This window comes from Pseudomonas sp. Marseille-Q8238 (genome assembly GCF_965111915.1).
Window position 1 is genome coordinate 3,668,777 of sequence record NZ_CBCOPI010000001.1, and the last position, 23,577, is coordinate 3,692,353.

Here is a 23,577-nt window from a genome sequence, read left to right on the forward strand (position 1 = left end):
TCTCGACCCAACGGGGAGAAAGGGTGCGAAGCGCATTCTGCTCAGGCGAAATTCAGCACGGTGTCACAGGCCGCCAGGATGTCCTCGACGCCTGGAATGTAGAGCTGCTCCAGGCGATACAAGGGCGGTGGAATGTCCGGCGCGGTGACCCGCTGGATCGGTGCCTGCAGATCGAGCAACGCGCGTTCGTAGAGGCTGGCGGCGATCTCCGCGCCGACCCCGCAGGACTTCGGCGCCTCGTGCACGATCACGCAGCGCCCGGTCTTGCGCACCGAGGCCTCCAGGGTGTCGAGGTCCAGCGGCTTGACGCAGGCCACGTCGATCACTTCGGCGGACACACCCTGCTCGGCCAGGCGGTCAGCCGCCTGCAAGGTTTCATGCACGCTGGCGCCCCAGCTGATCAGGGTCACGTCACTGCCTTCGCGCAGGGTGAAGCAGGTGTCGAGCGGCAAGCGCTTGCCATCGTCGACCAACGCCTGCGGGTTCATCCGGTACAGCCGGGTCGGTTCGAGGAAGATCACCGGATCGGGATCGTCGATGGCCGCCAACAACAGGCCATAGGCGCGTGCCGGCGAGGACGGGATGACCACGCGCAGGCCCGGCACGTGGGCGAACATCGCCTCGGTGCTTTCGCTGTGGTGCTCCGGCGCCCGGATACCGGCGCCCATCGGGCTGCGCAGCACCATCGGGCAGCTCAGCCGGCCACGGGTACGGTTGCGCAAACGCGCGGCGTGGGTGACCAGGTGCTCCATGGCGGCGAAGACGAAACCGAGGAACTGGATTTCCATGATCGGTTTCAGGCCCTGTGCGGCCATGCCCACCGACAGCCCGGCGATCATGGTCTCGGCCAGCGGCGTATCGATCACCCGCTTGAAACCGAAGCTGTCACGCAGGCCAGCCGTGGCCCGGAACACCCCACCATTGATGCCGACATCTTCCCCCAGCACCACCACGTTCTCGTCTTCGTTCATGGCCCGGTGCATGGCCAGGTTCACGGCTTCTAGCAGGGCATACTTCTTGACCTCAACCATGGCTGGCACCTCCCTCGCGACGGGTCGCACGCTCGTGCAGCATCTCGCGCTGCTCCGCCAGGGCGGCAGGCCAGGTGGCATAGACATGATCCATGATCGATTCAACCGGCTGGGTGCCGGCGCCCTCGAAGGCATCCACTGCTTGCTGCACCCGTGCCTGGCAGTCGGCAATCAGCTTCTGTTCGCGGCCTTCGTCCCATACCCCCTGGCTGGCCAGGAACGTCTGCAGGCGTTTGATCGGCTCCTCTTCCCAGGCCTTCTTCACTTCATCCGCACTGCGGTAGCGAGTGGCGTCGTCGGCGGTGGTGTGGTCGCCGAGGCGATAGCTCAGGCATTCGAGCAGCACCGGCCCCTTGCCCTGGCGGGCACGCTCGATGGCGACACGCATGCGGTCATACACGGCGAGCATGTCGTTGCCGTCCACCTGCTCGCCCTGGAAGCCGGCACCGATGGCCTTCTGCGCCAGGCTTGGCGCGCCACTCTGGATGCGCCGTGGCGTGGAAATGGCCCACTGGTTGTTGTTGATCACGAATACCACCGGCAACTGCCAGGTGCCCGCCACGTTGAGGGCTTCGAGAAAGTCGCCCTTGCTGGTGGCGCCGTCGCCACAGGTGGTCACGGCAACGCGGTGCTCGCCACGGATCTTGAAAGCCGTGGCCACGCCGCAGGCATGCAGCGACTGGGTAGCGATCGGCACGCAGAGCGGAAAGTCCTGCTGCACCGCCGGGTCGACGTAGACACTTCCGCGCTCGTCGCCGCCCCAGTACAGAAGGATTTCCTCCATCTTCACCCCGCGCATCAGTTGCACCGCGGTGTCGCGGTAGTACGGCACGAGCACGTCCTGAGGCTGCATCAGGCTGCCGATGGCAACGCCAATGGCCTCCTGGCCGAGTGTCGGCGCATAGGTGCCGATCCGGCCGGTGCGCTGCAAGGCCACCGCCTTCTGGTCGAACAGACGGGTCAGCACCATTTGCCGGTACAGGCGGGTGAGCAGGTTGAAGTCGTCGGCCCAAGCGGGGAGCTCGCCGGTGAGGCGGCCATCGGGCGCTAGATAGCGGGTGTACGGAAGGTCGATCTTGTTATGGGTCATTGCATGCTTCCTCTCGACACACCGGTAGGTGTGAGGATTGTTGACCCGCTGCTTGTGGCGGCGGGAGGGTTTGGCGACCGGGCTCTGGGTAAGAGCCTAGCCGCCGTAAAGCAGGCGTTCGGCCAACGCATCGGCGACGCGCGCGGGTGAGCGCTTGTCGGCCTGGGCGTGGGCGAATATTTCGGTCAAGCGTACGCCGATTCGGGACAGATGGGCAGTGATGGCCGGCAAGGACTCGCCACGGTGCTGCAACGCCACGTAGATCAGCCCGCCCGAGTTGATTACATAGTCAGGCGCATAGAGGATGCCCCGCGCCTCCAGTTCATCGGCAACCTCCAGGCTGCTCAACGGGTTGTTGGCGGCCCCGGCCACCGCAGCACAGTGCAGTTGGCCAACCGTTCGCGCATCGAGCACGCCGCCCAGGCCGCAGGGCGCGAAGATGTCGCAGGGCGTCGAGATCAATGCATCGTTGGCGACCGCATGGGCGCCCAGTTGCTCCACCGCCAGTTGCACACGCCCCGGATCGAGATCACTGACGAACAGCTCCACGCCGACGGCCGACAGTTGCTCGGCAAGGGCAAAGCCGACATTGCCCAGGCCCTGGATCGACACACGCAGGCCGTGCAGGTCATCACTGCCCAGGCGTGACCAGGCACTGGCCCGGATACCGGCATACACGCCCATGGCCGTGTGCGGCGAGGGATCGCCAGCCGCCGTGGTGCTGGTGACATGCCGGGTATGCTGAGCGATGCAGTCCATGTCCGCGCTGGAGGTGCCGCTGTCCATCGCGGTGATGTAGCGACCACCGAGGGATTCGATCATGCGGCCGAAGGCTTCGAACAGGGCCGCGCGGTTTTCCACATGTGCCGGACGGATGATGACGGCCTTGCCACCGCCCTGTTCGAGCCCGGCCAGCGCCGCCTTGTAGCTCATGCCACGCGCCAGGCGCATGGCATCGCGCACGGCACTTTCGGTATCGGGGTAAGGCAAGTACCGGCAGCCACCGAGCGCTGGCCCCAGGTGGGTACTGTGAATGGCGATGATGGCCTGCAGGCCGCTGTGTGGGTCGTGCGCCAGGTGCAAGGTTTCGAGCCCGGCGCTTTCCATCATGGCGAACATGCGGATTTCCTTGCTGGCTTTAACAGCCAGTATAGGCCGCCTGCCGCACCGCCCTGGTCCGACTGGGCATAAGCCCGGCGCCCCTGATAACCAGACTGTCCTCAAGACACCCCGTAGTGCTCCCGGGAACGCTTAGCGGGGCCCGCCCATGGTGCGCGCGGCCGCCCACAAGACCTGACGATGAACGTCACCAGCAGGCCAGCGGCTCAACGCCCCTGCACTTTCCACCACTGGCAGAACTCTTCCAGCGCGGTCCACACACTGACCTGCGGGTCGTAGTCCAGGTATTGCCGGGCGCGGCTGATATCCAGCGAGAAGTCACGCGCCATCACCGCGACACCCAACCGGAACAGGCCAGGCTCCGGCTGGCCGGGGGTGAGTTTGCACAGGGTTTCATTAAGCAGCGCGGCGCCGTACGCCACGCCATAGGGCATGTGTTTGGTCACGGGAGGCAGATCGAACTGACGCAGGACGAAATTGACCGCATCCCACAGCGGCAACGGCGCGCCATTGCTGATGTTGTACACCTTGCCCAGCGCCGGACCTGCGGCCAGCAGGCTGCTCAACAGCGCATCGTTGAGGTTCTGCATGCTGGTGAAGTCGACCTTGTTCAGGCCATTGCCGATCACCATCAAGCGCCCCTTGCGGTGCATGTTGATCAGCCGCGGGAAGATGCTGGTATCGCCGGCGCCGGTGACGAAACGCGGACGCAGGGCAATCACTTCCAGGCCAAACTCCTGCGCCTCGAAGACCTTCTGCTCGGCAAGGTATTTGGTCGCGCCATAATGATCGACGAAGCGCTTCGGCACCTGCTCTTCACGCAGGCCGACATGCGACTGCCCGTCGAAATACACCGACGGCGAAGACAGGTGCACCAGCCGCCGGACCTTCTGCCCCAGACAGGCTTCGATGACATTCTGGGTCAGCACCACGTTGGCCTGATGGAAATGCTGATAGCTACCCCATACCCCGACCGCGCCGGCGCAATGCACCACCGCATCGACATCACGGCACAGGCGATGCACCAGATCCGCATCGGACAGATCACCCTGGACGAACTCCGCGCCGCGCTTGGTCAGGTGCTCGACCGCTTCCGGCCGCCGCCCGTTGACCCGCACGGTCAGGCCCTGCTCCAGAGCGAACCGGGCAAATCGCCCGCCAATGAACCCACTCGCGCCGGTCACCAGAATCTTCATCGCCTTCCCCCGTGATTTTTATTGTGCAGCAACCCTAGCAGACCCATTGAAAGTCCACGCTGACCGTCTGAGCCAAGTACATGACTTAGTAGGGTCTGTTTTCGTTTCGTTCACGAACCGAAAGCAGATCCTTATGCCTGCGGCACCAGCCAGTGCTGCACCTCTCGCTCCAGGTGGCGGGTCATCTCGTTCAGCAATTCACTGCCACTGCGCCAGTGGTGCCAGTACAGCGGCACATCCACAGGTCGCCCCGGAATCAACTCGACCAGCGCCCCACTGGCCAGTGACTCCTGCACCTGCAGCTCGGGCACCAGCCCCCAACCGAAGCCAGCCTCGGTCAGGCGCACGAACCCTTCGGATGAGGGGCACAGGTGGTGGGCAAAACCACCCACCACACCCAGCGATGCAAGGTAACGGTGCTGCAGCAGATCATCCGGGCCAAAGACAATCGCCGGCGCCCTGGCCAATTGTTCGTACTGCACGCCATGGGGGAAATGCCGGGCGATGAAGGCCGGGCTGGCCAGGGCGCGATAGCGCATCGCTCCCAGCGCCAACGAGCGTGCTCCGGCCACCGGCCGCTCGGCGGCACATACGCAGGCGGCGACCTCACCGGCCCGCATGCGCTTGAGCCCCACCTCCTGATCCTCGACCACCAACTCCAGCAACAGCCGTTGTTCAGCACAGAACGCCCCCACCGCTCCAGCCCACCAGGTCGCCAGGCTGTCGGCATTCAAGGCAATGCGCAGCCGCTCCGGCAGGCCGCCCTCATCCAGGGCCGGCACCTGGCCTTGCAGGTCGCGCTCGAGCAGGCGCACCTGCTGCACATGGTTGAGCAGGCGCCGTCCGATTTCCGTCGGCAAGGGTGGTGTGCCCCGCACCAGCACCGGCTGGCCGACCCGCGCTTCGAGCAACTTGATGCGTTGCGAGACCGCGGACTGCGACAGCCCGAGCAACTGGGCCGCCCGTTCGAAGCCAGCCTGCTCGACCACGGCAGCCAGAGCGGCAAGGAGTTTGTAGTCGAACAAATCAATTTTCCTAATGTGACATCAGCAAGATTCGTTTTTCTTATACATCCATCCCCACCAGACTGGCCACCTTCACTTTTCCAGGAGCCGTCCATGGCCGGCGAAACCTCCCTCGCGGTACTGCTACGCAACCTCTCGCCCCGCCTCAACCCTGGCGACTACGCCTTCTGCTGCCTCAGCGATGGCGCACGACTGGGCAATGCCGAAGTAATCGCCAGTATCCGCGAGCCGGAAGGCCTGAGCGTGGTTCTCCCGCGCCACGAGGCGGACCGGCTGGGGCTGGCCTATGACTATGTCGCCGCCTGGATCACCCTGACCGTGCACTCGGCCCTCTCCGCCGTCGGCCTGACAGCCGCCTTCGCCAACGCGCTGGCCAATCAGGGCATCAGCTGCAATGTGGTGGCAGGTTTTCACCATGATCACCTGTTCGTCGCCCGTGAGGACGCTGCGCACGCCATGGCCACCCTGCAACAACTCGCCAGGGACAACGACGCATGAACCCCATGTGGCAAAGCTATTTAAACGGCGTCCTGGTGGCCGCCGGACTGATCGTGGCCATCGGCGCACAGAACGTCTTCGTCCTCGCGCAAAGCCTGCGCCGCGAACATCACCTGCCTGTGGCAGCGCTCTGTGTGTTGTGCGACGCGCTACTGGTGGCAGCGGGCGTATTCGGTCTGGCTGCCTTGCTGACACAAAGCCCGATGTTGCTGGCGGTAGCTCGCTGGGGCGGATCGGCCTTTCTGCTTTGGTACGGCGGCAAGGCACTATTGCGGGCGCTGAAGCCACAGGCGCTGGAGCAGGATGACGACAAGGCACCACGCTCGCTGCGCGCCGTGCTGTTGGCGGCGCTGGCCGTCACCCTGCTCAACCCCCACGTCTACCTAGATACCGTCCTGCTGATCGGTTCGCTCGGTGCCCAGCAACCCCAGCCCGGTGCCTATGCCCTGGGCGCGGCCAGTGCATCGCTGGTGTGGTTCTTCAGCCTGGCCCTGGGCGCCGCCTGGCTGGCCCCCTGGCTGGCGCGCCCGGCCACCTGGCGAGTCCTCGACCTGGGCGTGGCCATCATGATGTTTGCCGTGGCGGCACAACTGCTGATGGGGGCCTGATGATTCAGGTGGAACATCGGTCAACGGACGACGGTCCACTCTTTCGAGCCTGCTGAGAATCTGACCAGCAGGTTCCCAGCCGCGATCAATTCTCATGCAGAGGCCCTAGCCTCGGCTTTCCCACACAGTTGCTGCGTGGATAAGGCCCAGGCCCGGTGCTATGATCCCGGCCTCGCGGTCAAAAGAGTACAAACTCATCGCCGCCCATTCGGCCGCCCGTGAACGGCCTCGCGCTAGTCGCACATATCCCGACCTGATGAAGGAGATTGATCATGGCTTTCGAATTGCCGCCGCTGCCGTACGAGAAAAATGCCCTCGAGCCGCACCTGTCCGCCGAGACCCTGGAATACCACTACGGCAAACACCACAACAGCTACGTGGTGAACCTGAACAACCTGGTACCGGGCACCGAGTTTGAAGGCAAGTCCCTGGAAGAGATCATCAAGACCTCTTCGGGTGGCATCTTCAACAACGCCGCACAGATCTGGAACCACACATTCTACTGGGAAGGCCTGAGCCCGAACGGCGGTGGCCAGCCTACTGGCGCCCTGGCTGAAGCCATCAACAAGGCTTTCGGTTCCTTCGACAAGTTCAAAGAAGAGCTGACCAAAACCGCCATCGGCACCTTCGGTTCCGGTTGGGCCTGGCTGGTCAAGAAAGCTGACGGCTCCCTGGCCCTGGCCAGCACCATCGGTGCCGGCAACCCGCTGACCAGCGGCGACACCCCGCTGCTCACCGTCGACGTCTGGGAACACGCCTACTACATCGACTACCGCAACCTGCGTCCGAAGTATGTAGAGTCGTTCTGGAACCTGGTGAACTGGGACTTCGTAGCGAAAAACTTCGCTGCCTGAGTCGCCTCTCGCACCACCAAAAAACCCGGCTGATGCCGGGTTTTTTGTGGCCGGCAGATCATGAGGGGCATTCTTTACCCCTTCACGGAGCAATACAGAAAATAGCGTCGATGGACCTCTCGCTCTGTCAGAGCAGTTTCTGCGGCGGCATCCGCAAGCTGAGCCGCTCGACCTTCTGCACCGTTCGGGTCAATACCTGATCCGCAGTAACCGGCCCGAGAAACTCGCACAGGCCGATATAAAGCAGGTTCAGCAGCATACGCAGCTGCTCCAGGCCCAACGAGCCCAGCCCCTGCGCGCCACCCTGCTCCAGCCAGCCACGGACCCGTAGGCGTGCCTCCGTATCCAGCTTCATGCCATTGAGATTGCCGGCCGCAAAACGGCGCAGGCGCGGCACCATATCCGGATCGAGCAAGGCAAACAGGGTTCGGCTCAAGGCTTCGAAGGTTTCCCGAGCCAGTGCATCGGGGCCGGAGACCTCATCCGCTGCCAACCCATCCGCCTGCCGCCAGGCCTTCAGCATGGGTGAAGGGTCCGGCAGCAAGGCGGACGTCGGCCCGGTCAGTGCCCCGACCAGTTCGCGATACAGGCGCGCCCGTTCGAGCTTGCGGCCACTGCGCTGCACCACCTCGGCGAGGAACTCATTGAGCGCAAAGGGCGGCCTGTCGGAATACTTCGCCTCCCACAGCGACAGCAACGGCAGCAGTTCTTCTTCGGCAAAGTGCCCGGCCAGCCCGGTGTAAATGGCGCGTCGGCGGGTGGTCAGACTCATCTCAACCCCTCCGCGTCAGTTCGCTGTCATCGAAGGTGACCGTCTGGCCAAACTCCGGATACCCCACTTCGGCGTGCTCGGCGTAATCCAGGCCACGCTGTTCATCTTGGGTCGAGGTGCGCAAGCCGATGGTCTTGGCAATCAGGAAGTACACCATCAACGCCATGGGAAAGGCCCAGGCGAAGGCCATGCCGGCGCCGATCAATTGCACGCTGATCCGCGCCCAACTGAACAGATCGCCATTGAAGAACAGCCCTGCCGCCAACGTGCCCCAGACGCCGGCAAAACCATGCACGGCCACGGCACCCACCACATCGTCCATCTGCAGGCGCTCGAGCAGGCGCATGCCAAATACCACCACGAAACCGGCAATCAGACCGGTCAGCATGGCAAAGCCGGGCTCCATGGTCGCGCACCCGGCAGTAATCCCGACCAGCCCGCCCAGTGAGCCATTGATCGTGGTGGTCAGCAGAACCGGACTGGAACTGCTGCGCAAGGCCAGCATCGCACCGAGCGCACCGCAGGCCGCGGAAAGGTGGGTATTGAGAGCGATCAGCCCCAGGCTCTCGGTCACCCCGAGGGTGCTGCCGGCATTGAAGCCGAACCAGCCAACCCAGAGCACGAAGCCACCCAGCGTAACCAATCCGAGGTTATGCCCGGGAATCACCCGTGGCGTGCCGTCGTTGGCGAAACGCCCCAGGCGCGGTCCCAGCACCATGATCCCAGCCAGCGCACACCAGGCCCCGACGCTATGCACTACGGTGGAACCGGCAAAATCGATAAACCCAAGTTTCGCCAGCCAGCCCTGTCCGCCATACGCCCCACCCCAGGCCCAACTGCCGAATACCGGATAGATGAAGCCACTGATGACCACCGCCCCGATCAGATAGCCCGCATAGCGGGTACGCTCGGCCATGGCGCCGCTGGCAATGGTGGCCGCCGTGGCGGCAAACATCATCTGAAACAGCAGGAAGGTGTAGTCCCAGGGCTCGCCTCCTTGTGGAGCGAAGTGGCTCATGCCGAACCAGCCGGTGAGGTTGCTGCCGAACATCAAGCCAAAGCCGACCAGCCAGTAGGTAATGCCGCCCACACAGCCATCCATGTAATTCTTCATCATCACGTTCACGGCGTTCTTGGCCCGCGACATGCCACTTTCCAGCAAGGCGAACCCGGCCTGCATGAAGAACACCAACGCGCTGGCCAGAACCACCCACGCGGTATTCACCGCCGCATCCGACGCCGCATGAGCTGCAGGCGCGAACAACAAGATGCACAACGACAGCAGGTAACTCTTCATGACTTGTCCCCCGACACAGTGATGAAGTGCGCATCGCAACTCTTGTGCCAGGCGCGCCAGGCCGTCATCTCGCGGTGCCATCACGACAAACGCACCAAAAAAGCGCGCGCACAGCCCACAACGTCCAGACAGCGCGCCAAGGCGACTCATGGAGATAAAAAACCGCCTATCGCGTAATGGCCCTTTGACGGCTCACGCGCATTTGCCAATACTCAGCGGTCAGGAGCCTCCGGTCGCGAACAAGGAACACGCACTTGAAGCTGGAACTGAAAAACAGCCTGTCGCTAAAACTGCTTCGTGTCGTCCTCCTATCGGCCCTGGTCGTCGGGGTGGTCTTGAGCTGCGCGCAAATCGTCTTCGACGTGTATAAGACACGCCAGGCAGTGGCCAATGACGCCCAGCGCATTCTCGGCATGTTCCGCGACCCGTCTACACAAGCGGTCTACAGCCTCGATCGCGAGATGGGCATGCAGGTCATCGAAGGTCTGTTCCAGCATGAGGCGGTACGCTATGCCGCCATCGGCCACCCCAATGAACCGATGCTGGCCGAACGCGAACGCCAGCTGGTCGACTCCCCACTGCGCTGGATGACCGACCCGATCCTCGGCAAGGAGCAGCTGTTCAGCACCCAACTGGTCGGCCGCGGGCCGTATAGCGAATACTACGGCGACCTCAAGATCACCCTCGACACCGCCACCTACGGCCAGAATTTCATCGTCACCTCGGTCATCATCTTCATATCAGGCGTGCTACGCGCCCTGGCCATGGGCCTGGTGCTGTACCTGGTCTATCACTGGCTGCTGACCAAGCCACTGTCGAAAATCATCGAACACCTGACCAGCATCAACCCCGACCGGCCCAGCGAGCACAAACTGCCGATGCTCAAGGGCAACGAGAAGAACGAGCTGGGGTTGTGGATCAATACGGCCAACCAGTTACTCGCCTCCATCGAACGCAACACCCACCTGCGCCACGAAGCCGAAAACAGCCTCCTGCGCATGTCGCAATACGATTTTCTCACCGGTTTGCCCAACCGCCAGCAACTGCAGCAACAACTCGATCAGATCCTCGACGACGCCGGCCGCCTGCAGCGCCGGGTCGCCGTGCTCTGTGTCGGTCTCGACGACTTCAAGAGCATCAACGAGCAATTCAGCTACCAGACCGGAGACCAGTTGCTCCTGGCCCTCTCTGATCGCCTGCGCAGCCACAGCGGCAAACTCGGTGCGCTGGCGCGTCTGGGCGGCGACCAGTTCGCCCTGGTCCAGGCCGATATCGAACAACCCTATGAAGCCGCCGAGCTGGCACAAAGCATCCTCGACAGCCTGGACACGCCCTTCTCGCTCGAACAGCAGGAGGTACGCCTGCGCGCCACCATCGGCATCACCCTGTTCCCGGAAGATGGCGATACCACCGAGAAGCTGCTGCAGAAAGCCGAACAGACCATGACCCTGGCCAAGAGCCGGTCGCGCAACCGCTATCAGTTCTACATCGCCAGCGTCGACAGCGAGATGCGCCGACGCCGCGAACTGGAAAAGGACCTGCGCGAAGCCCTCAACCGCAACGAACTGCATCTGGTCTACCAGCCCCAGGTGGACTACCGCGACCACCGGGTGGTCGGCGTAGAAGCCTTGCTGCGCTGGCAGCACCCGGAACATGGCTTCGTCCCGCCGGACCTGTTCATCCCGCTGGCCGAACAGAACGGCAGCATCATCGCCATCGGTGAATGGGTGCTCGACCAGGCCTGCCGCCAGCTACGCGAATGGCACGACCAGGGCTTCACCGACTTGCGCATGGCGGTCAACCTGTCCACCGTGCAACTGCATCACACCGAGCTGCCACGCATGGTCAGCAACCTGCTGCAGGTCTATCGCCTGCCAACACGCAGCCTGGAACTGGAAGTCACCGAAACCGGCCTGATGGAAGACATCACCACCGCCGCCCAACACCTGCTCAGCCTGCGCCGCGCCGGCGCGCTGATCGCCATCGATGACTTCGGCACCGGCTACTCTTCGCTGAGCTACCTGAAGAGCCTGCCGCTGGACAAGATCAAGATCGACAAGAGCTTCGTCCAGGACCTGCTCCAGGACGAAGACGATGCCACCATCGTGCGCGCCATCATCCAGTTGGGTAAGAGCCTCGGCATGCAAGTCATCGCCGAAGGGGTGGAGACCGTCGAGCAGGAGGCCTACATCATCGCCCAGGGTTGCAACGAAGGTCAGGGTTACCTGTACAGCCGCCCGATCCCCGCACGCGAAGTGACCCTCTACCTCAAACAGGCCCGCCGCCTGAGCGCAGCCAGCAACGCCACGCTGTAACTCGCGCCCAAAGTAAAAAAGCCAACAGCGGTAACCCGTTGTTGGCTTTTTTGTTGGTCATGCCTGCGGCAGATCAGGTGCTCCAGACTCCGTAGGGTGCGCCGTGCGCTCCAGCTTCGCTTCACGGATACGCTAAGACTTTGGCATCTCGCACACCCTCAGCAGGCCCCCTCGATCAGCGGATCAGGACGCCCGGCGCAGCAGATACAGACCGGCAGCCGCACAGATCAACCCAGGCACCAGCACCGCCAGCAACGGCGAGAAACCAAATACCAGGCTGGATGGTCCGAGCAGATCCTGGGCGATGCGGAACACGAAACCCACCAGCACACCGGTGAAAATACGCTGCCCCAAGGTCACCGAGCGCAGCGGGCCGAAGATGAAGGAAATCGCCATCAACACCAGCGCTGCGGTCACCAGCGGCTGCAGCATCTTGGTCCAGAAAGCCAGCCAGTAGCGGCCATTGTTCAAGCCCTGGTCCTTCAGGTAGCCGATATAGCGCCACAGGCCGGTGATGGACAGCGCATCCGGCTCCATCACCACCGTGCTCAGCAGTTGCGGGCTGAGCTCGATATTCCAGCGTTCGTTCGCTACGTTGACTACTTCCGTGCTGTTTTCCAGGAAGCGCGTGGTCACTACATCTTCCAGTTTCCAGTGGTCACCCTCGTACAGTGCGCGCTTGGCAAAGCTGGCCGACTGCATATGGCGCTCGTCGTCGAACTGGTAACGCGTCACCCCATACAGGCGCCCATTGGGCTGCACGGCGTTGATGTGAATGTATTCCTGCCCCTGGCGATGCCACAGGCCGCGCTTGGAGGTTTGCGCCTCACCACCGCCCTGCGCCATGGAGCGACCAGCCTGGGCGAGGTTTTCGCTCCAGGGAGCCACGTACTCACCGATCAATACGCCAGCCAGCATCAGCGCCAGCATCGGCTTCATCACGGCCCAGACGATCCGCCCGACCGACACGCCGGCCGCACGCATGATGGTCAGTTCGCTATTGCTGGCCAGGGTGCCCAGGCCGATCAGACAGCCGATCAACGCCGCCATCGGCAGCATGTCGTAGACCCGTCGCGGTGCAGTCAGCAGCACATAGGTGATCGCATCGCCCATGCCGTAGCTGCCGCGGATATCGCCGAGCTCGTCGATGAAGGCGAACAGCAGCGCCAGGCCGACGATGATGCCCAGCACCGCCAGAATGGCAAAGAACACACTGCTGCCGATGTAGCGATCAAGCCTGACCATGGGCCATCTCCTTCATAGCGCGACGACTGGCCAACTTGAGTCGAATGGGCGTCCACAGGAACAACGCCAGACCGATCAGCAGGAACAGGCCGTGAACCCACCACAGCCCCAGGTTGGACGGGATGCGCCCCTTGTCCATCTGGCCACGGGCACCGATCAGCAGCGCCAGGTAAGCCATGTACAACAAAATGGCCGGCAGCAGCTTGAGGAAACGCCCCTGACGCGGGTTGACCTGAGACAGCGGCACCGCCAGCAGGGTGACCACGAACACCAGGATGGGAATCGACACACGCCATTGCAGCTCGGCGGTATAACGCGGGTCATCACTGCCCAGCAGCTCATGGGTCGGAATCGACTCGCGATCACCAACCTCGTTACCCACTTCCGGCTTGGGCAGTAGCACGCCGTAGGTTTCATACTTGATCGCGCGGTAATCGGCCTGGCCCGGATTACCGTCATAGCGGTAGCCATTTTCCAGGATCAGGTAACGGCTGCCGTCAGGCTGAATCTCCTGGCGCCCCTTCTCCGCGACCAGCACGGCGATGCCGGGCTCCTTCTTCTTGTCCGCCTGGTTGTTGTCGGTACGCAGGCGTTTCTCGGAAATGAATACGTTGTCCAACTGCGTACGGTCGCCCGACAACCCCTCGGTATAGGTCACCCGCGAACCATCGCGCATCGCCTGGAAGCGCCCGGGCACCAGGGTGTCGAACTCGGTCAGGGCGTCTTGTTGCTTGAGAATGCGCGCCACACCGGTAACGCCCTGCGGCGTCAGCGCAAGGCTCAGCCAGCCGACCAGCAACGCGACCAGGGTAGCGGTCACCAGGGTGTAGCCCAGCAGGCGCTTCTGGCTCATGCCCGTGGCCGAGAGCACGGTCATTTCGCTTTCCAGGTACAGGCGTCCGTAGGACAGCAGAATGCCCAGGAACAGCCCCAGCGGCAGGATCAGCTGCAGGAAACCTGGCAGGCGATAGCCCATGATCAGGAACAGCACGCTCGGATCAAGCACCCCCTGTGCAGCTTGAGCCAGGTACTTGATGAAACGCCCGCTCATGATGATCACCAGCAGCACGGCACTGACCGCGCTGAGGGTAAGCAGAAGTTCGCGCGCGAGATAACGGAAGATGATCAAACCAGACACTCCAGGGTTGTCAGGCTCAGGCGGCTACGCTCAAACTAGCCGACACAGTTGCCAGCCTGCCGCGCGGGCAGGCCTTTGAAAAATAGCGGCCATTATCCGCCAAACCCGACTCTTTGTCTTGGGGACAGCTCACCGTGGAATTCCTTGTCAAAAGCCTTCGCCCGGAAACCCTGAAGACCGCCACCCTGGTGGTCAACGTTGCCGAGGGCCGCAAGCTCGGCACCGCCGCCAAGGCGCTGGACGATCTCAGCGGCGGCGCCATCAGCACCCTGCTCAAGCGCGGCGACATCGCCGGCAAGCCCGGCCAGACTCTCCTGCTGCACAGCCTGCCGGGGCTCAAGGCAGAGCGCGTGCTGCTGGTTGGCAGCGGCAAGGATGAGCTGTCTGACCGCCAGTTCCGCAAATTGGTTGCATCGGTGCATGGCGTGCTCAAGGGCCTCGCCGGCAGCGACGCCGTACTCGCGCTGGGCGAGCTGCAGGTCAAGGGCCGCGACGCTTACGGCAAGGCGCGGCTGCTGGTAGAAACCCTGGCCGATGGCGGCTATGTGTTCGACCAGTTCAAAAGCAAGAAAGCCGAACCCAAGGCCTTGAAAAAGCTCACCCTGATCGTCGAGAAGGCCGAACTGGCCGATGTCGAGCGCGGCAGCCTGCACGCCCGCGCCATCGCCACCGGCATGGCCTACACCCGTGACCTCGGCAACCTGCCACCGAATGTCTGCCACCCCAGCTACCTGGCCGAAGAGGCCAAGGCCCTGGGCAAGGCACACAAGAACCTCAAGGTCGAGATCCTCGACGAGAAGAAACTCAAGGAACTCGGCGCCGGCGCCTTCCTCGCCGTGGCCCAGGGCAGCGACCAGCCACCACGGATGATCGTGCTGCAATACAACGGCGGCAAGAAGGGTGAAAAACCCTTCGCCCTGGTCGGCAAAGGCATCACCTTCGACACCGGCGGCATCAGCATCAAGCCATCTGCCGGCATGGACGAAATGAAGTACGACATGGGCGGTGCCGCCAGCGTGTTCGGCACCCTGCGCGCCGTACTGGAGCTGCAGCTGCCGATCAACCTGGTATGCCTGCTGGCCTGTGCCGAAAACATGCCGAGCGGCGGCGCCACCCGTCCGGGCGATATCGTCACCACCATGAGCGGGCAGACCGTGGAAATCCTCAACACCGACGCCGAAGGCCGTCTGGTGCTGTGCGACACCCTGACCTACGCCGAGCGTTTCAAGCCGCAGTCGGTCATCGACATCGCCACCCTGACCGGCGCCTGCATCGTCGCCCTGGGCAGCAACGTTTCCGGCCTGATGGGCAACGACGACGCCCTGGTGCAACAACTGCTGAGCGCAGGCCAACGCGCCGACGACCGCGCCTGGCAGCTGCCGTTGTTCGACGAGTACCAGGAACAGCTGGACAGCCCCTTTGCCGACATCGCCAACATCGGCGGACCGAAGGCCGGCACCATCACTGCCGGTTGCTTCCTCTCGCGCTTCACCAAGAGCTACAAATGGGCGCACCTGGACATCGCCGGCACCGCCTGGATCAGCGGTGGCAAGGACAAGGGCGCCACTGGCCGTCCGGTTCCGCTGCTGACCCAGTACCTGCTGGATCAGGTGAAGTGACGCCACACCGTCGCGCACACCCTGGAGCTCGCCCGTGAGGATCGAGTTCTATGTGCTCTCATCCGCCGCCCCGGCAGACCGCTTTCGCGCGGCCTGCCAGTTGGCCATGAAAGCCTGGCGCGCCGGCATGCCGGTGTTCCTGCGCGGCGCCGACCCGGCGCAATGCGCGGAGCTGGACGAGCTGCTGTGGCGCTTCAAGAGCGACAGCTTTGTCCCCCACGGCCCGCATCAGCAGGACCCTGACGCACCGGTGGTGCTTGGCGTGGATGACGAACCGATCGCACGCCAGGGCCTGCTGATCAACCTGCACCCGAACCTGTCTCCACACCTGGAACATTTCAGCCGGGTCATCGAGATCGTCAACCAGGAACCCCAGTTGCTTGCCCTATGTCGGGAGAATTTCCGTCTCTATCGCCAGAAAGGCTATGATCCGCAGCGTGTAGAGCTGTAACAGCCCGACCTTGAGCACCGCCCGTGCGGCACTCGCGCCGCGGCCTCTACTGCAGACTCCACCCACGCCCACAGATCCACCGCGCCACCTCGCCCGTCCCTGCCCTGCCCGGCTACCCGCGAGACCGCGAACAGGCCCCGATACGCACCATGGACACCCCGAAACCGCCCAAGCCCGATCATCTGCTGCATGATCTGGAGTCCATCCGCCAGTTGCTGGAGGATGACAACCTCGAGCTGCCATTGCTCACCGAGACGCTGGATGATGACCTGCAGATTCCGCTGCTGTCCGACATCATCGAGCCCGGCCCTGCCGTCGTGCAGCCTGTTACGCCACCACCGACACCGGTCAGTGTGGCGCCCATGACCAGCGCCCCGCTGCCTGCGTCCTTCACGCCTCAGGCAGCCCCCACGCCGGCCGCAACGCCTACCATGTCCACGATCAGCACTGCCATCCAACGCAGTGTCGGCACCCAGCAACTCGGCGAGCTCACCCGCCTCGACAGCGAACTGCGGGCTGCTGCGCAATTGCTCCTGCAGGATGTGATCGACGATTTCGTGCCGCAGATCGAAGCCGAGCTCAAACGCCGCCTGGACGCCCGCCTCGACCGCCTGCTGGCTCAACGCAAGCCCTGACGCCTGTTTAGCTGAGAAGAGCGAACGAAATCGTTGCGCAGCGGTTGAGCGGCATGGCTGCCGCGAGAACCGCGATGACCAGGGCCGTCCAGGCAGGGACAGTCTTCTTTTCAGTTACTTTTCTTGATCCGGGCGGCGATCGGCAAACAAGAAAGTGACGCGCGCAGCACGAAACGCAAGCCATCCAACCACTCGGCAAGAAGCCACAGCAAAAGTAACCCCCGGTTCTGTACGAAACGTGCCTGCGCTCGGTGATGCTGCGTTAAAAACAGGCTCAGCAAGCCGCTTGCGGCTAACGCACTTCAGTGCAACCCCAAAGGGGCGAGCGAAGCGAGTCATGCTCATGTACAGCCGTAAACGCCGCTTCTTCGCCTGTTTTTGCCTTGCCTGACCTTCGCTCGACGACTTTTCGTACAGAACCTAGCAAGAATTGCTGGTTGCCAAGCGCCAAAAATCAGCCGATCCAAAAAGCCGCCCACGCAGAGCATGGGAAGAATCCATATTCCCCTCCCAGCTTCGCCCTTTGGTCGCCCAGACCCTTTGCCGTTATACTCGGCGGCTTTCCCGCTCAGTTGCCAATACGGTCCCGCCGCACCCATGGACAAGACCTACCAGCCCCACGCCATCGAAACTTCCTGGTACCAGACCTGGGAGAAGAACAATTACTTCGCCCCGCAAGGTTCCGGCGAGCCCTACACCATCATGATCCCGCCGCCGAACGTGACCGGCAGCCTGCACATGGGCCACGGCTTCAACAACGCGATCATGGATGCGCTGATCCGCTTCCGCCGCATGCAGGGGCGCAACACCCTGTGGCAGCCGGGCACCGACCACGCGGGCATCGCCACGCAGATGGTGGTCGAGCGCCAGCTGGCCGCCGACGGCATCGGCCGTCACGACCTCGGCCGCGAGAAGTTCCTGGAGAAGGTCTGGGAATGGAAGGAACAGTCCGGCGGCACCATCACCCGGCAGATCCGTCGCCTGGGCTCCTCGGTGGATTGGTCGCGTGAGCGCTTCACCATGGACGACGGCCTGTCCGAGGCGGTCAAGGAAGCCTTCGTGCGCCTGCACCAGGATGGCCTGATCTACCGCGGCAAGCGCCTGGTCAACTGGGACACCAAGTTCCACACCGCCATCTCCGACCTCGAAGTGGAAAACCACGACGAGAAAGGCAGCCTGTGGCGCCTGCGCTATCCGCTGAGCGGTGGTGCCCGCACCACGGCCGGCGAGGACCACCTGGTGGTCGCCACCACCCGCCCGGAAACCATGCTCGGTGACGCTGCCGTCGCCGTGCACCCGGAAGACGAGCGCTACAAGCACCTGATCGGCCAGTTCATCGAACTGCCCCTGATCGGCCGCCTGATCCCCATCATCGCCGACGATTACTGCGACCCGGAATTCGGCACCGGCTGCGTGAAGATCACCCCGGCCCACGATTTCAACGACTATGAAGTCGGCAAGCGCCACAACCTGCCGCTGATCAACATCTTCGACAAGAACGCCGCCGTGCTGGCCAAGGCCCAGGTGTTCAACATCGACGGCAGTGTGAACATCACTGTCGATCCGGCCGTGCCCGCCCGTTATGCCGGCCTGGACCGCTTCGAGGCACGCAAGGCCATCGTCGCCGACTTCGACCAGCTCGGCCTGCTCGACGGTATCGACGACCACGCTTTGAAAGTGCCGAAGGGCGACCGCTCCGGCACCGTGATCGAGCCGTGGCTGACCGACCAGTGGTATGTCTCCACCAAGCCGCTGGCCGAGAAAGCCATCGCCGTGGTCGAGAATGGCGACATCCAGTTCGTGCCCAAGCAGTACGAGAACATGTACTTCAGCTGGATGCGCGACATCCAGGACTGGTGCATCAGCCGTCAGCTCTGGTGGGGCCACCGCATCCCGGCCTGGTACGACGACGCAGGCAACGTCTACGTCGGTCGCGACGAAGCGGAAGTTCGCGCCACCCACAACCTTGGCGACGCCAACCTGCGCCAGGACGAAGACGTACTGGACACCTGGTTCAGCTCCGGCCTGTGGACCTTCTCCACCCTCGGCTGGCCACAGCAGACCGAAGCACTGAAGACCTTCCACCCGACCGACGTGCTGGTCACCGGTTTCGACATCATCTTCTTCTGGGTCGCCCGGATGATCATGCTGTCCACCCACCTGACCGGTCAGATCCCGTTCAAGACCGTGTACGTGCATGGCCTGGTACGCGACGGCCAGGGCCAGAAGATGTCCAAGTCCAAGGGCAACGTGCTCGACCCACTGGATATCGTCGACGGCATCACCCTCGACCAACTGCTGGAAAAACGCACCAGCGGCATGATGCAGCCCAAGCTGGCCGAAAAGATCGCCAAGCAGACCAAGGCCGAGTTCCCCGAAGGCATCAACAGCTACGGCACCGACGCCCTGCGCTTCACCTTCTGCTCGCTGGCGTCCACGGGCCGCGACATCAAGTTCGACATGGGCCGCGTCGAGGGCTACCGCAACTTCTGCAACAAGCTGTGGAACGCCGCCAACTTCGTCATCGAGAACACCGATGACAAGGACACCGGCGTCAACGGCGAGGAAGTGGAACTGTCCTCGGTCGACCGCTGGATCATCTCCCAGCTGCAGCGCACCGAAGCCGAAGTGACCCGCCAGCTCGAAGCCTTCCGTTTCGACCTGGCTGCCCAGGCGCTCTACGAGTTCACCTGGGACCAGTACTGCGCCTGGTACCTGGAGCTGGTCAAGCCGTTGCTGTGGGACGAAAACGCCCCGCTCGAGCGCCAGCGCGGCACCCGCCGCACGCTGATCCGCGTACTGGAAGTGATCCTGCGCCTGGCCCACCCGTTCATGCCCTTCATCACCGAAGAGATCTGGCAGCGCATCAAGACGCAGGCCGGCGTCAGCGGTGAAACCCTCATGCTGCAAGCCTGGCCGGTGGCCAATGAAAGCCGCATCGATGCCGCCGCCGAAGGCGACATCGAGTGGGTCAAGGCCCTGATGCTCGGCGTCCGGCAGATCCGTGGCGAGATGAAGATCTCCATGGCCAAGCGCATCGACATCATCCTGGCCAACGCCAGCGAAGAAGACCTGCGCCGCCTCACCGACAATGCCCCGCTGCTGAACAAGCTGGCCAAGCTGGAATCGGTCCGTGTGCTGGCTGCTGGCGAAGAAGCGCCGATGTCTGCCACCGCCCTGGTTGGCGAGATGGAGGTGCTGGTGCCGATGGCCGGGCTGATCGACAAGGACGCCGAACTGGCGCGTCTGGACAAGGAAATCCAGCGCCTGGACGGCGAGGTCAAGCGTGTCGGCGGCAAGCTGAGCAACGAAGGCTTCGTTGCCAAGGCACCGGCCGAAGTGCTCGACAAGGAGCGCGCCAAGCTGGCCGAGGCCGAGCAGGCACTCGGCAAGCTGGTCGAGCAACGGCAGAAGATCGCCGCACTCTAACCAGCCGGCGATGAGCCAGAAGCGAAAGGCGGGAGCGACTCCCGCCTTTCGCGTTTCTGCGTGGGCAGCGTTACGTGCCCAGCGCATCCCACGCCGCACCTGGCGCTCATGCTATCGTTCCAGCCCTCGCGACAGCCTTCACAGCCCCATGATCCAGATTCCCCGCCCACTGCGCCTGACGCTCTATGCCCTGGCAATCCTCGCCGGGACGCTCCTCAGCGCCAGCCTGGCCGTGCACCACACCGAGCGGCAGACGCTGGTGAACGATGCCGCACGCGCCAACGAACAATTGGCGCTGTATGCCAACTCGCTGCAGACCCTGATCGAGCGCTACCGTGCCCTGCCCGCCGTGCTGGCCCTGGACCCTGAGTTGCGCGCCACGCTGCAGGGACCGATCAGCATCGAACAGCAGGATGCCTTGAACCGTAAGCTGGAAAGCATCAACGCCGCGGCGCACTCCTCCACCCTGGAATTGCTGGACCGCACCGGCCTGGCCGTGGCCGCCAGCAACTGGCGCCTGCCCAGCAGTTACGTCGGTCACAACTATGCCTTTCGCCCCTACTTCATCCAGACCCGCGATCATGGCAGCGGACGCTTCTACGCGGTGGGCGTGACCAGCGGTATTCCCGGCTACTTCCTCTCCAGCGCTGTCAAGGACGACCAGGGCCGGTTCCTCGGCGCCATCGTGGTGAAACTGGAGTTTCCCGAGCTGGAGCGTGAATGGAGTCAGGGGAGTGATACGCTGCTGGTCAGCGACGCACGAGGCATCGTGTTCATCGCCAATCAACCGGGCTGGCGCTACCGCCAGTTGCAGCCACTTTCGGACGCGGATCGCGCCGAGCTCACCAGCACGCGTCAATACGACAAGCAACCGCTGAAACCGCTTGAGCATCATCCAGCCAGGCAATTCGACGAGGGCCGCTACCTGGCCAGGGTCGACGGCCCCGCCGGCCCGGCCAACTACCTGTGGGAATCCCTGCCGCTGAGTAGCGAAGGCTGGACGTTGCACCTGCTGCGTCGCCCCCAGATGGCCTTCGAGGACAGCCGCAACGCTGCGCTGGCTGCTGCCGGGGTCTGGCTGACGCTGGTGTTCCTGCTGCTGTTCCTCAACCAGCGCTGGCGCCTGGCCAGGCTACGGCAACGCAGTCGCGTGGAACTGGAGCGCCTGGTGGAAGAGCGCACCCGTGACCTGCACACCGCCCAGGATGGCCTGGTGCAGTCGGCCAAACTCGCTGCACTCGGCCAGATGTCCGCCGCCCTTGCCCACGAAATCAACCAGCCGCTGACGACCCAGCGCATGCAACTGGCCACCCTGCGCCTGCTGCTGGAACACGGCCGTGTCGACGACGCCCACCAAGCCCTGCAACCACTGGATGACATGTTGAGCCGCATGGCCGCCCTCACCGGCCACCTCAAGACTTTCGCTCGCAAGAGTCCCAGCGGCCTGCGCGAGCGCCTGGACCTGGCGACAGTGGTGGACCACGCCCTGCAGTTGCTGGACACCCGCTTGCGGGCTGAACAGGTAACGCCGCAGCTGCAGCTTGTCCGCCCGGCCTGGGTTCGTGGCGATGCCATTCGCCTGGAACAGGTGCTGATCAATCTGCTGCGCAACGCCCTCGACGCCATGCAGGAGCAGCCCCACAAGCAACTCGACATTCGCCTCGAAGCCAAGATGCAGCACTGGCACCTGAGCATCGCCGACAGCGGTGGCGGCATCGCCGAGGAGCACCTGGCGAATATCTTCGAACCCTTCTTCACCACCAAACCGGTGGGTGATGGCCTGGGGCTGGGACTGGCCGTGTCCTATGCGATTGTCCACGACCTGGGCGGACGCCTGAGCGTGGCCAACCAGGATAGCGGCGCCCTGTTCACCCTGACCCTGCCCATCGATCCGGAGGCACAGAACCCATGCTGAATGCAGTGATGGTGGTCGACGACGAAAGCAGCATCCGTGCAGCCGTCGAACAATGGTTGAGCCTGTCGGGGTTCGACGTGCAATTGTTCAGCCGCGCCCAGGATTGCCTGGCGCACCTGCCAAGGAATTTTCCCGGCGTCATTCTCAGTGACGTGCGCATGCCCGGCATGAGCGGCCTGGAGCTGCTGGCCCAGGTCCAACAGCAGGACGCCGGCCTGCCGGTAATCCTGCTGACCGGCCACGGTGACGTGCCCATGGCGGTGGAGGCCATGCGTGATGGCGCCTATGACTTCCTGGAGAAGCCCTTCAGCCCGGACACGCTGCTCAGCAGCCTGCGCCGCGCACTCGACAAGCGCCACCTGGTCCTGGAAAACCGCCGCCTGCATGAACAGGCCGACAACCTGGCCAGGATCGACGCTACCCTGCTCGGTGTTTCCCGGGCCTTGCAGACACTGCGCCGGCAAGTGCTGGACCTGGCCGCGCTGCCGGTCAACGTGCTGATCCGCGGCGAAACCGGCAGCGGCAAAGAGCTGGTCGCCCGCTGCCTGCATGATTTCGGGCCGCGCGCAGGCAAGCCCTTCGTCGCGCTGAACTGCGCGGCAATCCCCGAGCACCTGTTCGAGGCCGAGCTGTTCGGCCATGAAAGCGGCGCCTTTACCGGCGCGCAGGGCAAGCGTATCGGCAAGCTGGAGTACGCCGATGGCGGCACCCTGTTTCTCGACGAGATCGAAAGCATGCCGCTGGCCCAGCAGGTCAAGCTGCTGCGGGTATTGCAGGAGCAGAAACTCGAGCGCCTGGGCTCCAACCAGAGCATCGATGTTGACCTGCGCATCATCGCCGCCACCAAACCCGACCTGCTGGACGAGGCCCGTGCCGGGCGCTTCCGTGAAGACCTGGCCTATCGCCTGAATGTCGCGCAACTGCGCCTGCCACCGCTGCGCGAACGACGCGAGGACATCCCACTGCTGTTCGAACATTTCGCCCACGCCGCCAGCGAGCGCCTCGGCCGGAGCATGGCACCGCTTAATGGCTCTCAACTGAGCCGACTGCTCAGCCACGACTGGCCAGGCAATGTACGGGAACTGGCCAACGTCGCCGAACGCCAGGTACTGGGCCTCGGCGAACCGGAGCCGACCGGCATCGAACCTGGCCAATCGCTCGTGGCGCAGCAGGAAGCCTTCGAGGCGCAATGCCTGCGCGCGGCCCTGACGCGGCACAAGGGTGATATCAAGGCCATACTCAACGAACTGCAGCTACCCCGCCGCACCTTCAATGAAAAGCTGCAGCGCCATGGCCTGAGCCGCGAGATGTTCCTCAAAGACGAATAGGCCGCCCCTCGG

General features: G+C 63.6%; 19 protein-coding genes. 10 read left to right on the top strand and 9 right to left on the bottom strand.

All coding sequences use genetic code 11. From position 1 onward, the window contains the following. Positions 1–41 precede the first annotated feature (41 nt). The 5 genes from ACWPW0_RS17080 to ACWPW0_RS17100 all read right to left on the bottom strand — a co-directional run bounded on the left by ACWPW0_RS17080 (position 42) and on the right by ACWPW0_RS17100 (position 5,467). Positions 42–1,031 (bottom strand): alpha-ketoacid dehydrogenase subunit beta, encoded by a 990-nt coding sequence (locus ACWPW0_RS17080; protein ID WP_454255958.1) that lies wholly within the window; start codon positions 1,029–1,031, stop codon positions 42–44. Next, positions 1,024–2,121, bottom strand: a complete 1,098-nt coding sequence (pdhA, locus tag ACWPW0_RS17085; RefSeq protein ID WP_447593288.1) for a pyruvate dehydrogenase (acetyl-transferring) E1 component subunit alpha — start codon at positions 2,119–2,121, stop codon at positions 1,024–1,026. The genes ACWPW0_RS17080 and pdhA overlap by 8 nt, the downstream gene beginning before the upstream one ends. A gap of 96 nt (positions 2,122–2,217) precedes the next feature. Next, the gene (locus tag ACWPW0_RS17090) at positions 2,218–3,240 is read right to left on the bottom strand and encodes a Leu/Phe/Val dehydrogenase (protein WP_447593290.1); all 1,023 of its coding nucleotides are present in this window, start codon (positions 3,238–3,240) and stop codon (positions 2,218–2,220) included. A 206-nt stretch (positions 3,241–3,446) separates the two neighbouring features. Beyond that, complete coding sequence (locus ACWPW0_RS17095) at positions 3,447–4,436, bottom strand: NAD-dependent epimerase/dehydratase family protein (protein WP_454255959.1); 990 nt, start codon at positions 4,434–4,436, stop codon at positions 3,447–3,449. Between the two features lie 131 nt (positions 4,437–4,567). Then, positions 4,568–5,467, bottom strand: a complete 900-nt coding sequence (locus ACWPW0_RS17100; RefSeq protein WP_454256758.1) for a LysR family transcriptional regulator ArgP — start codon at positions 5,465–5,467, stop codon at positions 4,568–4,570. An 87-nt stretch (positions 5,468–5,554) separates the two neighbouring features. Between ACWPW0_RS17100 and ACWPW0_RS17105 the strand changes: the two genes are divergently transcribed. The 3 genes from ACWPW0_RS17105 (at position 5,555) to sodB (ending at position 7,421) form a co-directional block, all read left to right on the top strand. Then, positions 5,555–5,959, top strand: coding sequence for an ACT domain-containing protein (locus ACWPW0_RS17105; protein WP_454255960.1), 405 nt, complete (start codon positions 5,555–5,557; stop codon positions 5,957–5,959). Positions 5,960–5,964: 5 nt separating this feature from the next. Next, a complete protein-coding gene (locus ACWPW0_RS17110) occupies positions 5,965–6,567 on the top strand; it encodes a LysE/ArgO family amino acid transporter (protein ID WP_454256759.1) in 603 nt (200 codons plus the stop codon). 272 nt (positions 6,568–6,839) lie between these two features. Continuing rightward, complete coding sequence (gene sodB, locus ACWPW0_RS17115) at positions 6,840–7,421, top strand: superoxide dismutase [Fe] (RefSeq protein WP_447593298.1); 582 nt, start codon at positions 6,840–6,842, stop codon at positions 7,419–7,421. A gap of 127 nt (positions 7,422–7,548) precedes the next feature. On the opposite strand, the gene ACWPW0_RS17120 is transcribed toward sodB, so the two are convergent. Both ACWPW0_RS17120 and ACWPW0_RS17125 read right to left on the bottom strand, forming a co-directional pair. Beyond that, the gene (locus ACWPW0_RS17120) at positions 7,549–8,193 is read right to left on the bottom strand and encodes a hypothetical protein (protein WP_454255961.1); all 645 of its coding nucleotides are present in this window, start codon (positions 8,191–8,193) and stop codon (positions 7,549–7,551) included. Between the two features lies 1 nt (position 8,194). Further along, complete coding sequence (locus ACWPW0_RS17125) at positions 8,195–9,490, bottom strand: ammonium transporter (protein ID WP_454255962.1); 1,296 nt, start codon at positions 9,488–9,490, stop codon at positions 8,195–8,197. A 254-nt stretch (positions 9,491–9,744) separates the two neighbouring features. Between ACWPW0_RS17125 and ACWPW0_RS17130 the strand changes: the two genes are divergently transcribed. After that, positions 9,745–11,805 carry a putative bifunctional diguanylate cyclase/phosphodiesterase gene (locus ACWPW0_RS17130; RefSeq protein WP_447593303.1) on the top strand — a complete coding sequence of 687 codons (2,061 nt, stop codon included), beginning with the start codon at positions 9,745–9,747 and terminating at the stop codon, positions 11,803–11,805. A gap of 183 nt (positions 11,806–11,988) precedes the next feature. On the opposite strand, the gene lptG is transcribed toward ACWPW0_RS17130, so the two are convergent. Continuing rightward, positions 11,989–13,050: an LPS export ABC transporter permease LptG gene (lptG, locus tag ACWPW0_RS17135; protein WP_447593305.1), complete on the bottom strand. Its 1,062-nt coding sequence runs from the start codon at positions 13,048–13,050 to the stop codon at positions 11,989–11,991. Continuing rightward, a complete protein-coding gene (gene lptF, locus ACWPW0_RS17140) occupies positions 13,037–14,179 on the bottom strand; it encodes an LPS export ABC transporter permease LptF (protein ID WP_454255963.1) in 1,143 nt (380 codons plus the stop codon). The genes lptG and lptF overlap by 14 nt, the downstream gene beginning before the upstream one ends. A gap of 143 nt (positions 14,180–14,322) precedes the next feature. Between lptF and ACWPW0_RS17145 the strand changes: the two genes are divergently transcribed. From ACWPW0_RS17145 to ACWPW0_RS17170, 6 genes are all read left to right on the top strand, one after another. Then, the gene (locus tag ACWPW0_RS17145) at positions 14,323–15,807 is read left to right on the top strand and encodes a leucyl aminopeptidase (protein ID WP_454255964.1); all 1,485 of its coding nucleotides are present in this window, start codon (positions 14,323–14,325) and stop codon (positions 15,805–15,807) included. A 34-nt stretch (positions 15,808–15,841) separates the two neighbouring features. After that, on the top strand, positions 15,842–16,258 hold the full coding sequence (locus ACWPW0_RS17150; protein ID WP_454255965.1) for a DNA polymerase III subunit chi: 417 nt from the start codon (positions 15,842–15,844) through the stop codon (positions 16,256–16,258). A 149-nt stretch (positions 16,259–16,407) separates the two neighbouring features. Further along, on the top strand, positions 16,408–16,893 hold the full coding sequence (locus tag ACWPW0_RS17155; protein WP_454255966.1) for a DNA polymerase III subunit chi: 486 nt from the start codon (positions 16,408–16,410) through the stop codon (positions 16,891–16,893). Positions 16,894–17,490: 597 nt separating this feature from the next. Then, positions 17,491–20,322 carry a valine--tRNA ligase gene (locus ACWPW0_RS17160; protein WP_454255967.1) on the top strand — a complete coding sequence of 944 codons (2,832 nt, stop codon included), beginning with the start codon at positions 17,491–17,493 and terminating at the stop codon, positions 20,320–20,322. Between the two features lie 148 nt (positions 20,323–20,470). Further along, a complete protein-coding gene (locus ACWPW0_RS17165; RefSeq protein WP_454255968.1) occupies positions 20,471–22,237 on the top strand; it encodes a sensor histidine kinase in 1,767 nt (588 codons plus the stop codon). After that, positions 22,231–23,565 carry a sigma-54-dependent transcriptional regulator gene (locus ACWPW0_RS17170; protein ID WP_454255969.1) on the top strand — a complete coding sequence of 445 codons (1,335 nt, stop codon included), beginning with the start codon at positions 22,231–22,233 and terminating at the stop codon, positions 23,563–23,565. Before ACWPW0_RS17165 ends, ACWPW0_RS17170 begins: the two co-directional genes overlap by 7 nt. Positions 23,566–23,577: the final 12 nt, after the last annotated feature.

What these genes read in the sequence shown, in the direction of transcription:
- ACWPW0_RS17080 (WP_454255958.1), bottom strand. Translation starts at nt 1,031, where the DNA reads ATGGTTGAGGTCAAGAAGTATGCCCTGCTAGAAGCCGTGAACCTGGCC.
- pdhA (WP_447593288.1), bottom strand. Translation starts at nt 2,121, where the DNA reads ATGACCCATAACAAGATCGACCTTCCGTACACCCGCTATCTAGCGCCC.
- ACWPW0_RS17090 (WP_447593290.1), bottom strand. Translation starts at nt 3,240, where the DNA reads ATGTTCGCCATGATGGAAAGCGCCGGGCTCGAAACCTTGCACCTGGCG.
- ACWPW0_RS17095 (WP_454255959.1), bottom strand. Translation starts at nt 4,436, where the DNA reads ATGAAGATTCTGGTGACCGGCGCGAGTGGGTTCATTGGCGGGCGATTT.
- ACWPW0_RS17105 (WP_454255960.1), top strand. Translation starts at nt 5,555, where the DNA reads ATGGCCGGCGAAACCTCCCTCGCGGTACTGCTACGCAACCTCTCGCCC.
- ACWPW0_RS17110 (WP_454256759.1), top strand. Translation starts at nt 5,965, where the DNA reads ATGTGGCAAAGCTATTTAAACGGCGTCCTGGTGGCCGCCGGACTGATC.
- sodB (WP_447593298.1), top strand. Translation starts at nt 6,840, where the DNA reads ATGGCTTTCGAATTGCCGCCGCTGCCGTACGAGAAAAATGCCCTCGAG.
- ACWPW0_RS17120 (WP_454255961.1), bottom strand. Translation starts at nt 8,193, where the DNA reads ATGAGTCTGACCACCCGCCGACGCGCCATTTACACCGGGCTGGCCGGG.
- ACWPW0_RS17125 (WP_454255962.1), bottom strand. Translation starts at nt 9,490, where the DNA reads ATGAAGAGTTACCTGCTGTCGTTGTGCATCTTGTTGTTCGCGCCTGCA.
- lptG (WP_447593305.1), bottom strand. Translation starts at nt 13,050, where the DNA reads ATGGTCAGGCTTGATCGCTACATCGGCAGCAGTGTGTTCTTTGCCATT.
- ACWPW0_RS17155 (WP_454255966.1), top strand. Translation starts at nt 16,408, where the DNA reads ATGGACACCCCGAAACCGCCCAAGCCCGATCATCTGCTGCATGATCTG.
- ACWPW0_RS17160 (WP_454255967.1), top strand. Translation starts at nt 17,491, where the DNA reads ATGGACAAGACCTACCAGCCCCACGCCATCGAAACTTCCTGGTACCAG.
- ACWPW0_RS17165 (WP_454255968.1), top strand. Translation starts at nt 20,471, where the DNA reads ATGATCCAGATTCCCCGCCCACTGCGCCTGACGCTCTATGCCCTGGCA.
- ACWPW0_RS17170 (WP_454255969.1), top strand. Translation starts at nt 22,231, where the DNA reads ATGCTGAATGCAGTGATGGTGGTCGACGACGAAAGCAGCATCCGTGCA.